The sequence below is a fragment of the Zestomonas carbonaria genome (assembly GCF_904061905.1).
Taxonomy (GTDB): Bacteria; Pseudomonadota; Gammaproteobacteria; order Pseudomonadales; family Pseudomonadaceae; genus Aquipseudomonas; species Aquipseudomonas carbonaria.
Map to the genome: position 1 here is coordinate 50,451 of NZ_CAJFCI010000028.1, position 13,568 is coordinate 64,018.

General features: G+C 68.5%; 11 protein-coding genes. 3 read left to right on the forward strand and 8 right to left on the reverse strand.

The window, feature by feature from the left end; genetic code table 11:
• Window positions 1-15 precede the first annotated feature (15 nt).
• Entirely contained in the window at window positions 16-1,992 is a 1,977-nt protein-coding gene (locus PSEWESI4_RS05950; protein ID WP_408004278.1) for an alkyl/aryl-sulfatase, read from the forward strand.
• An 89-nt stretch (window positions 1,993-2,081) separates the two neighbouring features.
• Window positions 2,082-2,327: a DUF1145 domain-containing protein gene (locus PSEWESI4_RS05955; protein ID WP_187670271.1), complete on the forward strand. Its 246-nt coding sequence runs from the start codon at window positions 2,082-2,084 to the stop codon at window positions 2,325-2,327.
• Between the two features lie 104 nt (window positions 2,328-2,431).
• Here PSEWESI4_RS05955 and mmsB read toward each other — a convergent pair whose 3' ends face one another.
• The 8 genes from mmsB to PSEWESI4_RS05995 form a co-directional block, all read right to left on the reverse strand.
• On the reverse strand, window positions 2,432-3,325 hold the full coding sequence (mmsB, locus tag PSEWESI4_RS05960) for a 3-hydroxyisobutyrate dehydrogenase (protein WP_187670272.1): 894 nt from the start codon (window positions 3,323-3,325) through the stop codon (window positions 2,432-2,434).
• 140 nt (window positions 3,326-3,465) lie between these two features.
• Complete coding sequence (locus PSEWESI4_RS05965; RefSeq protein ID WP_187670273.1) at window positions 3,466-4,569, reverse strand: enoyl-CoA hydratase/isomerase family protein; 1,104 nt, start codon at window positions 4,567-4,569, stop codon at window positions 3,466-3,468.
• Between the two features lie 91 nt (window positions 4,570-4,660).
• Window positions 4,661-5,479 carry an enoyl-CoA hydratase gene (locus PSEWESI4_RS05970; protein ID WP_187670274.1) on the reverse strand — a complete coding sequence of 273 codons (819 nt, stop codon included), beginning with the start codon at window positions 5,477-5,479 and terminating at the stop codon, window positions 4,661-4,663.
• Window positions 5,480-5,556: 77 nt separating this feature from the next.
• Entirely contained in the window at window positions 5,557-5,970 is a 414-nt protein-coding gene (locus tag PSEWESI4_RS05975; protein ID WP_187670275.1) for a PaaI family thioesterase, read from the reverse strand.
• A 113-nt stretch (window positions 5,971-6,083) separates the two neighbouring features.
• Window positions 6,084-9,128, reverse strand: a complete 3,045-nt coding sequence (gene ydiJ, locus PSEWESI4_RS05980; RefSeq protein WP_187670276.1) for a D-2-hydroxyglutarate dehydrogenase YdiJ — start codon at window positions 9,126-9,128, stop codon at window positions 6,084-6,086.
• Between the two features lie 15 nt (window positions 9,129-9,143).
• Complete coding sequence (locus tag PSEWESI4_RS05985) at window positions 9,144-10,028, reverse strand: amidohydrolase family protein (protein ID WP_187670277.1); 885 nt, start codon at window positions 10,026-10,028, stop codon at window positions 9,144-9,146.
• Between the two features lie 13 nt (window positions 10,029-10,041).
• Complete coding sequence (locus tag PSEWESI4_RS05990) at window positions 10,042-11,373, reverse strand: MmgE/PrpD family protein (RefSeq protein ID WP_187670278.1); 1,332 nt, start codon at window positions 11,371-11,373, stop codon at window positions 10,042-10,044.
• A 76-nt stretch (window positions 11,374-11,449) separates the two neighbouring features.
• Window positions 11,450-12,334 carry an alpha/beta hydrolase gene (locus tag PSEWESI4_RS05995; RefSeq protein ID WP_187670279.1) on the reverse strand — a complete coding sequence of 295 codons (885 nt, stop codon included), beginning with the start codon at window positions 12,332-12,334 and terminating at the stop codon, window positions 11,450-11,452.
• Between the two features lie 200 nt (window positions 12,335-12,534).
• Between PSEWESI4_RS05995 and PSEWESI4_RS06000 the strand changes: the two genes are divergently transcribed.
• Window positions 12,535-13,443, forward strand: a complete 909-nt coding sequence (locus PSEWESI4_RS06000; RefSeq protein ID WP_187670280.1) for a GlxA family transcriptional regulator — start codon at window positions 12,535-12,537, stop codon at window positions 13,441-13,443.
• Window positions 13,444-13,568 lie beyond the last annotated feature (125 nt).

The window sequence follows — 13,568 nt, forward strand, 5'->3', positions numbered from 1 at the left end:
ACGCCTGGAGCGCCGATGATCCGTCTGTCCGCCGCTGTCCTGCTGGCCAGCCTCTGCCCCCAACTGCTGGCCGCCGAGGCCAGCGATCCCAAGCAACCGACTCCCTTCACCGTCCAGGCCCAGCAGCGGGTCAAGGCGGAGCTGCCGTTCGCCGACCGTGGCGACTTCGAGCGGGTGGAGAAGGGCCTGATCAAGCGTCCCGAGAACCTGGTGATCAGGAACGAGGACGGCAGCGTCGCCTGGCAACTGGGCGACTACGGCTTCCTCGACGCCGGGCAGGACATCGACAGCATCAACCCGAGCCTGCAACGCCAGGCGCTGCTCAACCTCAAGTACGGGCTGTACGAGGTCACGGAGGGGGTCTACCAGGTGCGCGGTTTCGACCTGGCGAACATCACCTTCATCGAAGGCCGGACCGGCTGGATCGTCATCGACACCCTGCTCACGCCAGCCACCTCCAGGGCGGCCTATGAGCTGGTGAGCGAGGAGCTGGGGCGCAAGCCGATCAGGACGATCATCTACACCCATGCCCATGCCGATCACTTCGGCGGTGTGGGCGGGCTGGCCAGTCGCGAGCAGGTGGCCAAGGGAGACGTCCAGATCATCGCGCCGGTGGGCTTCATGGAAGCGGCGATCAAGGAGAACGTGCTGGCCGGCAACGCCATGGCCCGCCGTACCACCTACCAGTACGGCGCCTTGCTGCCGAAGGGCCCGCAGGGGCAGGTCGACATGGCCATCGGCAAGGGCCTGGCGCGCGGCCCCATGAGCCTGCTGGCGCCGACCCGGCTGATCAGCGGCGACTACGAGGAACTGGAGATCGACGGGGTGCCCTTCGTCTTCCAGAACACCCCGGGCACCGAGTCGCCGTCGGAGATGAACATCTGGCTGCCCCGGCACAAGGCCCTGCTGATGTCCGAGAACGTGGTCGGCTCGCTGCACAACCTCTATACCCTGCGCGGTGCCGAGACCCGCGACTCGCTGGCCTGGAGCAAGTACATCAACGAGGCGCTGCACCGTTTCGGCGACCAGGCCGAGGTGCTGTTCGCCACCCACAACTGGCCGCGCTGGGGACGCGAGGACATCGTCCACACCCTGGAGAAGCAGCGCGACCTGTACGGCTACCTGCACGACCAGAGCCTGTACCTGGCCAACCAGGGGGTGACCATCGACGAGATCCACGAGCGCTTCAAGCTGCCGGACGAACTGGCCCACGAATGGTTCAACCGGGGCTACCACGGTTCGGTCAGCCACAACGTGCGCGCGGTGGTGAACAAGTACCTGGGCTACTACGACGGCAACCCGGCGACCCTGGACCCGCTCGCCCCGGAGGCGTCGGCGAAGAAGTACGTGGAATTCATGGGCGGCGCCGGACGCGTGCTGGAAATGGCCCGCCAGTCCTACGACAAGGGCGAGTACCGCTGGGTCGTGGAGGTGGTCAACAAGCTGGTCTTCGCCGACCCGGACAACCAGGCCGCCCGCCAGTTGCAGGCCGACGCCCTGGAGCAGCTCGGCTACCAGGCGGAGAACGCCGGCTGGCGCAACAGCTACCTGGCCGCCGCCGCCGAGCTGCGCAACGGCGTGCCGCGCCACCTGCCACCGCTGAAGAGCGCCAGCGCCGACGCCCTGGCGGCCATGGATACCGGCCTGCTGTTCGACTACCTCGGCGTGCGCCTGAACGCGGAGAAGGCCGAGGGCAAGGACATCCGCATCAACCTGGTCCTGCCGGACATCGGCGAGCACTACCTGCTGGAGCTGAAGAACTCGCACCTCAACAACATCCGTGGGGTGCAGCGCGAGGACGCCGGGCAGACCGTGACCATCGACCGCGCCGACCTCGACCGGCTGCTGCTCAAGGACGTCTCGGCGGCGCGGCTGGTGCTGGAAGGCCGGCTGAAGAGCTCGGGCAACCCGCTGCTGCTGGGCAGGCTGTTCGGCATGCTCGACGAGTTCGACTACTGGTTCGACATCGTCACGCCCAAGCGGGAGGGCTGACGGCGCCCGCAACGCCAGTCGAAAGTGCGGACGGCCCCGCCGCTGAAAGCCGGCAGACTGTCCGCACCCGATTCGCTGGAGGAACCCCGATGCACCTGCTGTCCTTCGCCAAGGGCGCCCTGGCCATGTTCTGGCTGGTCGCCGCGCTCAACGTCGTCTATCCCTTCGCCGCGCCGCTGCACGGCTGGCTGCTGGCCGCCACGGGCATCATCCTGCTGGCCCATGTCGGCGAACTGCTGCTGTTCAACCGCCGCCTGACCCAGCGCCCGCAGCCCTGGCTGGAACGGCTCCAGGTCCTGCTGTTCGGCTTCCTGCACCTGAAGTCGATCCGCTGATCCGGTGGGCCGGGGCGATGGGTATCGCTTCGCTCGACCCATCCTGCGGTTCTCCTCGTAGGATGGGTCGAGGAGCACAGCGACGATACCCATCATGGCGCGACCTACTCCTCGGGTGCGCCGAACAACGACTGCACCACCGAGAAGTCCTTCTTGCCCAGGCCCTGGCGCAGCAGCACGCGGTACAGGTGCAGCGCCAGGCCGCCCATCGGCGTGCTGCTGCCGCTGGCCAGCGCGGTTTCCTGGGCCAGGCCGAGGTCCTTGGCCATCAGCTCGCTCATGAAGCCGCCCTCGTAGTCGTGCGAGGCGGGGGTGGTTTCCATCACGCCCGGCCAGGGGTTGTAGCGCTCCAGCACCCAGTTGCCGCCGGAGCTCTGCCGCATGATCTCCGCCAGCACGCGCGGGTCTAGGCCGTTGGCCACGCCCAGGGCCATGGATTCGGCGGTGCCGATCATCTGTACGGCGAGCAACTGGTTGTTGCACACCTTGGCCAGTTGCCCGGCGCCGGCCGGGCCGGCGTGGAAGATGTTCTTGCCCATCGCCTGGAACACCGGGCGGGCCTTTTCCAGCGCTTCGGCGGCGCCGCCGACCATGAAGGTCAGGGTGCCCGCCGCGGCGCCGGCGGTACCGCCGGACACCGGCGCGTCGAGCAGGTCGATGCCCAGTTTCCCGGCGGCCTGGTGGACCTTCTTCGCCGAGTCCGGGGCGATGGTCGAGCATTCCAGCACCAGGGTGCCGGGGGCGATGTAGGCGAGCAGGCCGTCGTCGCCCAGGTACAGGCTTTCCACATGGCGGCTGGCGGGCAGCATGCTGATCACCACGTCGGCGTCCTGCACCGCGTCGTGGGCATCGTTGGCGGCGCGTGCGCCTTCGCCGGCAAGCTGCGCCACGGCCTCCGGCACGAGATCGTGGGCGCTGAGCGGGAAGCCGGCCTTGAGCAGGTTGCGGGCCATCGGCAGACCCATGTGGCCGAGGCCGATGAAGGCGATGCGGGTCATGGCTGTTCTCCTCGGATGGGCACTCTCATCACCAGAGTAGGTTGGGGTGGCGCACTTTGTGGGAGGGTTTGTCTTGTTCTCTTTCTGGGTCCCCGCGTTCGCGGGGACCCAATAAACGCGGATGCAGCCGGGTATCGACGCTACAGATCCTCCAGCGGATGCGCGCCGTTCCAGGCCGGCTGGAAGTGCGCCTCGATCACCGCCCCGGGGATGTTTTCCACCTCCGGCCAGTGCCAGCGTGGCGCGTTGTCCTTGTCGATCAGCCGGGCGCGCACGCCCTCGGGGAATTCCGGGTGGCGACAGCAGTTCAGGCTCATCGCGTATTCCAGGCGGAACACTTCGGCCAGGGACAGGTGCAGGGCGCGCTGGAGCTGTTCCCAGACCAGGTGCGCGGTCAGCGGGCAGCCGTTCGCCAGGGTCTTGCCCGCACGCGCCAGCAGCGGGTCGGGGTCGTCCTGCAGGGCGGTCAGCAGGCGCCAGGCGCTGGGCAGGTCGGCCACGTCGAGCAGGTGGTCGAGGTAGTCGCGGCGCGGCAGCAACTGCGCCTCGGGGCGATCCGCTTCGGCCTGGTGGGCCAGCGCCTGCAGCAGGCTGTTCAACTGCAGGGCCGACTGTTCCTGCCAGTTGAGCTGCTGCAGGCCCTTGAGCAGGTCGTCCTGCTGCTCGTCGAGCAGGAAGCGGTCGGCGAGGCCGAGGTCCAGGGCGTCGCGGGCGTTGACCTGGGTGGCGGTGAGACCGAGGAACAGGCCGAACTTGCCCGGCAGGCGGTTCAGGAACCAACTGCCGCCGACGTCCGGATACAGGCCGATGCCGATCTCCGGCATCGCCAGGCGGCTGCTCGGCGTGACGATACGCACCCCGGCGCCCTGCATCAGGCCCATGCCGCCGCCCATCACGTAGCCGTGGGCCCAGCAGATCAGCGGTTTCGGGTAGGTGTGGATGAGGTGGTCGAGGCGGTATTCGTCGGCGAAGAAGCGTGCCGCCAGCGGTGGTACCTCACCGGGATGGGCGCGGCAGGCCTCGACCAGTTGGACCACGTCGCCGCCGGCGCAGAAGGCCTTCGGCCCGTTGCCGCGCAACAGCACGCAGACGATCGCCGGATCGTCGGCCCAGGCGCGTAGTTGGCGGTTCAGCGCCTCGATCATCGGCAGCGACAGGGCGTTCAGACTGCGCTCGGCGTCCAGGCTGGCGATGCCGATACGGGCACCGTGCTGGCCGGGCAGCTCTTGGAAATGGACATTCATGGGAAACAGCAGCCTCAAGCTTCTAGCGTCAAGCGGCAAGCTGATCGGCGCCGTTCTCGTGGCTTGCAGCTTGCGGCTTGACGCTCAGGTTTCATTTATTGCGCCAACGGGCGTCGCGTTTCTCCAGGAAGGCGTTGACGCCTTCGCGGGTGTCCTCGGCGTCGAACAGGTCGACGAAACGCTCGCGCTCCTCGGAGAGCCAGGAGTTCGGGCCGCGTTCGCGGGCACCCTGGATCAGCGGCTTGATGGTGCGCACCGCCACCGGGCTCTGGCGCTCCACCTTGGAGGCGAGCAGCAGCGCATGGCCGCGCGAGTCGCCGCTGTCGACCACCTGCTCGACCAGGCCGATGCGCAGCGCGGTCTCGGCGTCCACCCGCTCGCCGCAGAGGATCATGCGCTTGGCCCAGCCTTCGCCGACCAGCCAGGGCAGCGCCTGGGTGCCGCCGGCGCAGGGCAGCAGGCCCACCGAGGCTTCCGGCAGGGCCATCTGCGCCTGCCGTTCGGCGATGCGGATGTCGCAGGCCAGCGCGCACTCCAGGCCGCCGCCCATGGCGTAGCCGTTGATCGCGGCGATCGACACGCCCCGGAAGTCGCGCAGCGCCTCGAAGGCTTCGCCGAAGCGCCGGGACATCTCGCGGGCGCGGGCCTTGTCGCCGTCGGCGAACAGCTTGAGGTCGGCGCCGGCGCTGAAGAACTTGCTGCCCTGGCCGGTGATCACCAGGGCGTAGATGTCGTCGTCGCGGTTGAGGTGCTGGATCACCTGCTTGAGGCCGATCAGCGAGTCGCGGTCCCAGGTGTTGGCAGGCGGATGGTTGATGGTCAGCAGGGCGGTGTGGCCATGCTTCTCCACGGTCAGCTTGTGGGTCAGGTCGAACAGGCCGGGGTGGTAGGGTTCTACGGCGTTGCTCATGCCGGGCTCCGTTTTCTGTTGTCGTCTGCGTACAGGTTTACAACAGTTGGCGGCGGAAGTCCCGTGCCGGGCCTCGTTCAGACCCGGGCGATGGTCGCCAGCCCGGTGGCGACGATCTTCTCCTCGCCATCCTTGATGGCGAACACGTCGGCGCGGCTCACCACCTGGCGCTGGCCGGCCTTGATCACCTCGCTGCGGCAGACCAGCCGGTCGCCGATGGCCGGCACCAGCAGGTTGACCTTGTACTCCGAGGTGACCACGTCGCCGACCAGCGAGGCGGCCGACCAGGCGCAGGCGCTGTCGATCATGAAGCCGACCACCGCGCCGTGCACGTAGCCGTGGTGCTGGGTCAGCTCGCGGCGCGGCAGCACTTCCATGCTGATCCGCCCCGGCTCGAAGCCGGTGAGCTGGAAGCCGATCATCTGGGCGAAGGGCGAGTTTTCCAGGGCCTCTTCGAGGAACTCGCGGGTGATCGGGCGAGGGCTGTTCATGGCGGAGCTCCGGCGAGTGGGGGAGCTTGCAGTCTTGGCCGTGGCGGACGGGTGGGCAACCTGCATCCAGCGGGGTGATGGGTTGGCATTTCGATGGCTCGAGCGGCCCGGGATCACTGGCGCAGATGCTCCAGCAGAACCTCCAGGGGATGTGGCAAGGCGCCATGGCCCAGCCGTTCGGCCTGGCTGCGGCAGGAGTAACCGTCGGCCATCAACCGCCTGCCGTGGGCGTGCCGCTCTATCAGTGGCTCCCAGGATTGGCTGAAAATGCGTTTCGAGGTCGCCAGGTTGCGGGCCTCGTGCCCGTAGGTGCCCGACATGCCGCAGCAGCCGCTGGCGAGCGTTTCGAGCCTGAGCCCCAGGCGCTCGAATGCCTGTCGCCATTGCTCGATGCTGGCCGGCGCATTGGTCTTCTCCGTGCAGTGGGCCAGTAGCAGGTAGGGCTTTTCGGTCGCCGTGCCGGCATGGGGCGGGAGGGCCTCGACGAGCCATTCCTGCAGCAGGGCGACCCTGGGGGCCATGGCCTCGCCCAGCGTCTTGGCGTATTCCTGGCGGTAGACCAGGGTCATGGCCGGGTCCAGCCCCACCAGCGGCATGCCGAACCCGGCAAGCTCGTTGAGCCGCCTGGCGTTGGCGCGCGCGGCGCGTTCGAACGGGCCGAGGAATCCCTGTACGTGCAGGGGCTTGCCGTTGGCGCGGAAAGGCGCCAGGTAGGGCTTGAAGCCGAGCCGGGCGACGAGTTCGATGCAGCTCTCCAGCAGCCCGCTCTCGAAGTAGCGGGTAAAGGCATCCTGCACCAGGATCACGCTGCGCGCGCGCTCCTCAGCGCCCAGCGCGGCCAGGCGCCGCGGGGCGGCCGCTTCGGCGCCCCAGCGCCTGCACGCGGCCTGGAAGTCCGTGGCGCTCAGCGACGGGCTGTCGACCATGCCGATGCCCCGCTCCAGGAGCCGCCGCATGGGGCGGGCCGCCAGCAAGCCGTTGTACAGCCGTGGGAACCTGGCCAACAGGGGGATGCTGTATTCCAGCGAGCCGATCAGGTAGTCCCTGAGCGGGCGTGGATAGCGGCTGTGGTAAAGCTCCAGGAAGCGCGAGCGGAATTCCGGCACGTTGACCCTGACCGGGCACTGCCCCGCGCAGGATTTACAGGCCAGGCAGCCGGCCATGGCGTCGTACACCCGGTGGGAGAAGTCGGCCTGGTCGGGCCGGGGCCGCACGGCTGCGAGCAGGCTGCGGCAGAAGCCGGGCAGGCCCTTGCGGACGCGGACGGCCTGGCCGGCGGCGAGCACGTCGATGCCTTGCCCGCCCTGCAGGCGCAGCCATTCGCGGATCAGCGAGGCGCGGCCTTTCGGCGACTGCAGGCGATCACGGGTGGCCTTCCACGAGGGGCACATCGCATCGTCCGGGTCGAAGTTGTAGCAGGCACCGTTGCCGTTGCAGTGCACGGCGCTGTCGAAGCTGCGCCAGACCCGTTCGTCGATCTGCCGGTCCAGCTCGCCCCGCAGCGGCACCTCGTCGAGCTTGGTCAGCCGTGCCTCGGGGAGACTGGAGGGGGTGGCGATCTTGCCCGGGTTGAGCTGGTTGCCCGGGTCGAAGGCGGCCTTCAGCGCCTGCAGGGCGGGGTAGAGTTCGCCGAAGAAGCGCGGCGCGTATTCCGAGCGCAGCCCTTTGCCATGCTCGCCCCAGAGCAGGCCGCCGTACTTGTGGGTCAGCCGCGCCACGGCGTCGGAGATCGGCCGGACCAGGGCGGCCTGGGCCGGGTCCTTCAGGTCGAGCGCCGGCCGCACATGCAGCACGCCGGCATCGACATGGCCGAACATGCCGTATTCGAGCCCGTGGCCGTCGAGCAGGGCGCGGAATTCGGCGATGTAGTCGGCCAGCCGCTGCGGCGGCACGGCGGTGTCTTCGACGAAAGGCTGCGGCCGCGCCGCGCCCTGGACATTGCCCAGCAGGCCCACCGCGCGCTTGCGCATCGCGTAGAGGCGTTCGACCGCCGCGCTGCCCACGGCCAGGGTATGGCCAAGGCGTTGCACGCTGCGGTCGTCGCGCAGGTGGCGGATGAAGGTCTCGATGCGCCGCTCCAGCGTCGGCAGGTCGTCGCCGCAGAATTCGACCAGGTTGATGCCCTGCGTCGGCTGCTGGCGGTCTTCCGGGAAGTATTCCGCCACGCCGTGCCAGACGATGTCCCGCATGGCCAGGAGCAGGACCTTCGAGTCCACCGTTTCGATCGACAGCGGTGCCGCCCGCATCAGTGCCTGGGCATCGCGCAGGGCATCCATGAAGCCGGCGTAGCGCACGTTGACCAGGATGCGGTGCCGGGGGATCGGCAGCAGGTTGAGCTTGGCCTCGACGCTGAACGCCAGCGATCCTTCGGCGCCGCAGAGCACGCTGTTGAGGTTGAAGCGGCCGTCCGGCTCGCGCAGGTGGGCGAGGTCGTAGCCGGTCAGGCAGCGGTTCAGGGGCGGGAAGCTGGCCGCGATCGCCTCGGCCTGGGTGTCGGCTATCCGGCTGGCGCAGCGGTGGATGTCGCCGAGCCTGTCGTCCCGTTCCGTCAAGGCGTGCAGTTCGGCCTCGGCGAGCGCTCGGCTGCGCAGGCGCAGGCCGCCCAGGAGGATGCTGTCGAGTTCGAGCACGTGGTCGCGGGTCTTGCCGTAGGTGCAGCTGCCCTGGCCGCTGGCGTCGGTGTTGATCATGCCGCCGATGGTGGCGCGGTTGGAGGTGGAGAGTTCCGGGGCGAAGAACAGGCCATGGGGTTTCAGGGCCGCGTTCAACTGGTCCTTGACCACGCCGCACTGCACCCGGGCCCAGCGTTCCTCGACGTTGATTTCCAGAATGCGGTTCAGGTGCCGGGACAGGTCCACCACCAGGCCATCGGTCAGCGACTGCCCGTTGGTGCCCGTGCCGCCACCGCGCGGGGCGAACACGACCTGCCGGTGTTCCGGGCGCGCCGCCAGCCTGGCGATGCGTTCGACGTCTGCGCCGTCCAGGGGGAAGACGACGGCCTGGGGCGCGCGCTGGTAGATCGAATTGTCGGTGGCGAAGACGGTCCGGTTGCCGGGGTCCTGGGCGATCTCGCCACGGAAGCCGGCCCCGTGCAGGGCATCGAGAAAGCGCCGGTAGTGTTCGGGCAAGGCGGCGGACGGGGGGAGCGGGGCGATCATGCGCGGATGGCTCCTTCAGGGGCGCGGGAAGCCATAGAGGCGCGCGGGGTTGTGCACCAGTATCTGCTCCCGCAGGCCGGCGTCGGGCACCCAGTCCGCCAGCATGTCCAGCAGGGCGCCGTCGTTGGGCATCGGGATGTGCACGAAGGGGTGCGGCCAGTCCGATCCCCAGAGCATGCGCTCCGGCGCCGTCCGTACCAGGGCCTGGGCGACCGGGAGCACGTCCCGGTAGGGCGTCGCGGTTTCGCGGGTGAAGCGATAGGCGGCGGACAGCTTGACCCAGCAGCGGCCGCTTGCCAGCAACTGCAACAGGGCCTGGAAGCCCGGATGGCCGAGGCCCTTGGCGGTATCCATGTGCCCCATGTGGTCGATCACCACATCGACCGGCAGGCTGCCCAGGCGACGCTGGAGGTCGTCGAATTCGGACACGTCGAGCAGGGCCTGGACATGCCAGCCCAGGGGCTGGATGCGGGCGGCGATGCGCTCGACGTCGGCGAAGGAGATCCCGCCCTTGAACAGCAGGTTGACCCGCACGCCGCGTATGCCGGCCTGGTGCAGGCGTTGCAGTTCGCGGTCGTCGATGTCGGGGTCGATCACCGCCACGCCGCGATAGTGTTCGCCGAGTTGCGCCAGCGCGTCGAGCATGGCCTGGTTGTCGGTGCCGTAGACGCTGGGCTGGACCAGCACGCCACGCTCGATGCCCAGGCGCCGGTGCAGGGCGAGGTAGTCGGCCAGCGGCGCGTCCGGCGGGGTGTAGGTGCGGTTCGCCGTGTAGGCGTAGCGGTGCTGCGGGCCGAAGACATGGGCGTGGGTGTCGCAGGCCAGGGCGGGTACGTCGAAGCGCGGTGCGCGCACGGCGGGGTCCGCCGCCTGGCAGACGGGGATGGTTGCTGGGTTCATGAGCTGTCCAGGTTCAGTGTCTGAGGCTTTCCAGGAGCCCGGCGAAGGTGCTGCCGGGTTCGGCCAGGGCCATGATCGTGGCCATGACCCGTTGCGACTTGGCTTCGCCCCATATCGGGCGGGTCAGGGCGGTATATTTCGCGTGCAGCAGGTCGTCGCCGAGGGGCTGTTCCGGGTCGCCCCGGGCGGTGTGCGGCGTGGATTCCAGCAGGGTGCCGTCCTTGAGCTGGAGCCGCACGTGGGCCCAGCGCTCGGCGGGAAAACGGCTGGTGTAAGGCGCGGACTCCACCAGGGCGATCCGCTGCGTCAGGGCCAGGACGACGGGATCGTCCAGGCCGGGGCCATCGATCTGCTCGACGCCCACCTGGCCGTGCACCAGCGCCGCGGCGATGGGAAAGGCCGTGGCGTACTGGGCCTGTTCGGTCGTGGCCGGGCGGCCCTGGTTCAGGCGGGTCGCCGCGTGGAAGGTGTGCACCTCGATCCTCTCGATGGCGTCCGTGGGGATGCGCCGTTGCCGGGTCAGCGACAGGGCGGCATCGATAGCCGGGTGCGCCCAGCGGCAGCAGGGGTAGGGCTTGAAATACTGGTCGAGGATCAGCCAGCGCCGGCCCAGGTCTTCCCAGACGGCGGCGACCTCCGGGCTCCTGACGGTCAGCGCCGGTGCCCCGGTGAAGCCGTCCATGGCCAGGAATGCGGCGCAGACGCCGGCCATGGAGCCCCAGCCGGAACCGTCCTTGAGCATGCTGGGGTGATCCACGCCGCGCATCATCTGGCTGCGGGGGCCGTGGTACTCGGCGATGCCGATGGCCTGTTCGAACTGCTGCTCGTCGGCGCCGAGCAGGTGGGCGCCGAGCGCCGCGCAGTTGACGGCGTTCCAGGCGCCGGACGTGTGGTAGTCGGGGGCCGTGGCGTGCAGGGCGATGCCTGCCCGGGTGCCGATCTCGTAGCCGGCGGCCAGCAGGGTCAGGAACTGTCGGCCCGACGGGTTCGTGTCGCTGGCCTCCAGTAGCGCGACCAACGCGGGCAGCAGGGCGCAGCCGACATGGCCCTTGGTCAGCCGGTGGCCGTCATGGGCATCCATGGCATCGATGCTCATGGCGCCGACCAGCGCGGCCCCGCTGACGCTGACGGCGTGCCCGCCGAGCAGCGGACGGGCGCGCGGGCCCGTGACGGGAGCGGCGAACTGTTGCTGCGCATGGCGCTGGACAATGGCCGCCAGGTGGGTTAGGGAACCGGCCACGGCGGTGGCGACCAGGTCGCGCAGGCAGCGGAGCGCCTGTTCCCGGACGGGAACGGGCAGGTCTTCGAAGCGGGTGGTACGGAGAAAACGCTGGATCGGGTTCATGGCCGTCTCACCAGGGGCGATCAGGAAGGGCCGGCGGTTTCGCCGGCCCTCGTTTCCCGGGGGGCGTCGACAGCCCCTAGCAGTTGGCCTTGATCCACTCGGCGACCTTGCCGGAGAACTCGATGAACAGCGGGTGCTCGTCGAGCATCCACTCGGTATGCCCGCCGCCTTGCAGCAGGAACAGCTCCTTGGGCCCCGGGTACTTGGCGTGCAGCGAGCGGGGTTCCTCCAGCGGGTGCAGGGCGTTTTCCGCGCCGTGGGCGATGAGCAGCGGCGTCCGCTCGAAGCCCAGCAGGTTCGCCTCCGGGTTGAAGGCGAGCAGCGAGTCGGCGAAGTTCAGGTCGGAGGTCAGGCCGTAGTCGGGGTTCTTGCGCAGCACGTTGTCCACGTACTCGCGGCTGACCGGGTCCAGCGGGTAGATGTCGAAGGGATCGATGCCGCGAGCCTCGCCGCCCTGGCTGAGGCGGCAGCGTTCGTCCTGGACGAAGGCGAGGAATTCCTCCCAGCCGCGCTCGCCGCGCAGGGCTTTCTGCACCCGCTTGGCGTCGTAGAAGCCGTTCATGGCGACCAGTGCGGCGACCTGCGCATTGAGCTTGAAGGCATCCAGGATCAGGCCGCCGGCCATGCCCCAGCCGGCCAGGACGATCTTGCGGCCCTCTTCGCCGGCGCGCCTGCTGACGAAGGCCACGGCATTGGCGATGTCGCGTACCTGTTCCTCCAGCAGCACCTTCTCGTGGGGGCCTTCGCTGGCGCAGAAGCCGCGGTAGTCGAAGCCGAAGGTGGTGAAGCCTTTCGGCGTCAGGGCGCGGGCGAAGCGTTCCGGGTGGATGTTCTTCAGGCCGGTGAAGCCGGAGCAGACGATCACGATCGGCAGCCTGGGGTCGTTGTTGGATTCATCGATGAAGAACGCGCCGTCCAGGGCGAAACCATCGCTGTTGAATTTGACTTTCTGTTCGATCATGTCCGGCCCTCTAGCCAGTGGTGTTGGGTGGGGTGTGTGGCCATGATCCGGTTCTGTCGCTGGAATCCATGAAAGAAAAGCGACACAATGCCACGTAAAAGCGTCAAAGTGCGTGGGTCGAATCGTGAGCGGGAGGGGGCGAGGTGGAGACGACAGCGGCGACCGAGCGGATCGGTTTTTTCCTGGTACCCGGATTCTCGATGCTGTCCCTGGCCGCGACGGTCGAGCCGCTGCGGATGGCCAACCGGATGAGCGGCAAGCCGCTGTACGAGTGGCTCCTGTACACCGCCGGCAACGAAGTCGTCTGCGCCAGCAACGGCATGGACTTCAGCCCGACCCGGCGGATGGACGAGCATCGGGACATCGACACCATGATCGTGGTGGCGGGCATCGGTGCCCATGTCTACGACGACGAGTCGACGAAGCAGTGGCTACGCGCCTTGTCATCCAGCGGCATCAATATCGGCGCGACCTCGACCGGCAGCCTGCTGCTGGCCCGGTTCGGCCTGCTGAAGGACCAGACCTGCACCATCCACTGGGAAAACATCGACAGTTTCCGCGAGGCCTTTCCCCGGCTGAACGTGACCGGCGAACTCTACGAGATCGACGGCAAGTACCTGACCTGCTCCGGTGGCCTGGCGGGGCTGGACATGATGCTGTACCTGATCGGCAGCCGGCATGGCGAAAAGCTGGTGCACGCGGTCGCCGAGCAGTGCATCCACCCCAACATCCGCCCGGCCCACGAAAGCCAGCGCATGTCGCTGCAGGCCAAGTTCCATGTGAACAACCCGAGGCTGGTGAGGGCGATCGAGGTGATGCGCGAGCACCTGGACGAACAGCTCAGCTGCAAGCAGATCGCCAAGGCCGCCAACCTGTCGTCCCGGCAGATGGAGCGGCTGTTCAAGGAACACCTGGCCACCACGCCGAACCACTTTTACCTCGACCTGCGCCTGGACCGGGCCCGCTTCCTGCTGGTGCAGTCCAGCCTGCCGATCGTCGAGATCGCCAGCATCTGCGGATTCGGCTCGACCTCGTACTTCGCCAAGTGCTACCGCGAGCGCTTCGGTCACCTACCCCGCGAGGAACGGGGCAGGACCGAGCCGTTGTAGGGCCGCCGGGGCGGGCGGTACAGGCGTAGCCCGGATGAAATCCGGGAGCAACCTGCCAGGACTCGCTCGTCCCCCGCCCGAGCCGCATTCCAGTCCCCTCTCCCCTCGGGGAGAGGGTTAGGGTG

Coding starts and splice junctions, on each gene's coding strand:
- PSEWESI4_RS05950 (WP_408004278.1), top strand. CDS start 16: ATGATCCGTCTGTCCGCCGCTGTCCTGCTGGCCAGCCTCTGCCCCCAA.
- PSEWESI4_RS05955 (WP_187670271.1), top strand. CDS start 2,082: ATGCACCTGCTGTCCTTCGCCAAGGGCGCCCTGGCCATGTTCTGGCTG.
- mmsB (WP_187670272.1), bottom strand. CDS start 3,325: ATGACCCGCATCGCCTTCATCGGCCTCGGCCACATGGGTCTGCCGATG.
- PSEWESI4_RS05965 (WP_187670273.1), bottom strand. CDS start 4,569: ATGAATGTCCATTTCCAAGAGCTGCCCGGCCAGCACGGTGCCCGTATC.
- PSEWESI4_RS05970 (WP_187670274.1), bottom strand. CDS start 5,479: ATGAGCAACGCCGTAGAACCCTACCACCCCGGCCTGTTCGACCTGACC.
- PSEWESI4_RS05975 (WP_187670275.1), bottom strand. CDS start 5,970: ATGAACAGCCCTCGCCCGATCACCCGCGAGTTCCTCGAAGAGGCCCTG.
- ydiJ (WP_187670276.1), bottom strand. CDS start 9,128: ATGATCGCCCCGCTCCCCCCGTCCGCCGCCTTGCCCGAACACTACCGG.
- PSEWESI4_RS05985 (WP_187670277.1), bottom strand. CDS start 10,028: ATGAACCCAGCAACCATCCCCGTCTGCCAGGCGGCGGACCCCGCCGTG.
- PSEWESI4_RS05990 (WP_187670278.1), bottom strand. CDS start 11,373: ATGAACCCGATCCAGCGTTTTCTCCGTACCACCCGCTTCGAAGACCTG.
- PSEWESI4_RS05995 (WP_187670279.1), bottom strand. CDS start 12,334: ATGATCGAACAGAAAGTCAAATTCAACAGCGATGGTTTCGCCCTGGAC.
- PSEWESI4_RS06000 (WP_187670280.1), top strand. CDS start 12,535: ATGCTGTCCCTGGCCGCGACGGTCGAGCCGCTGCGGATGGCCAACCGG.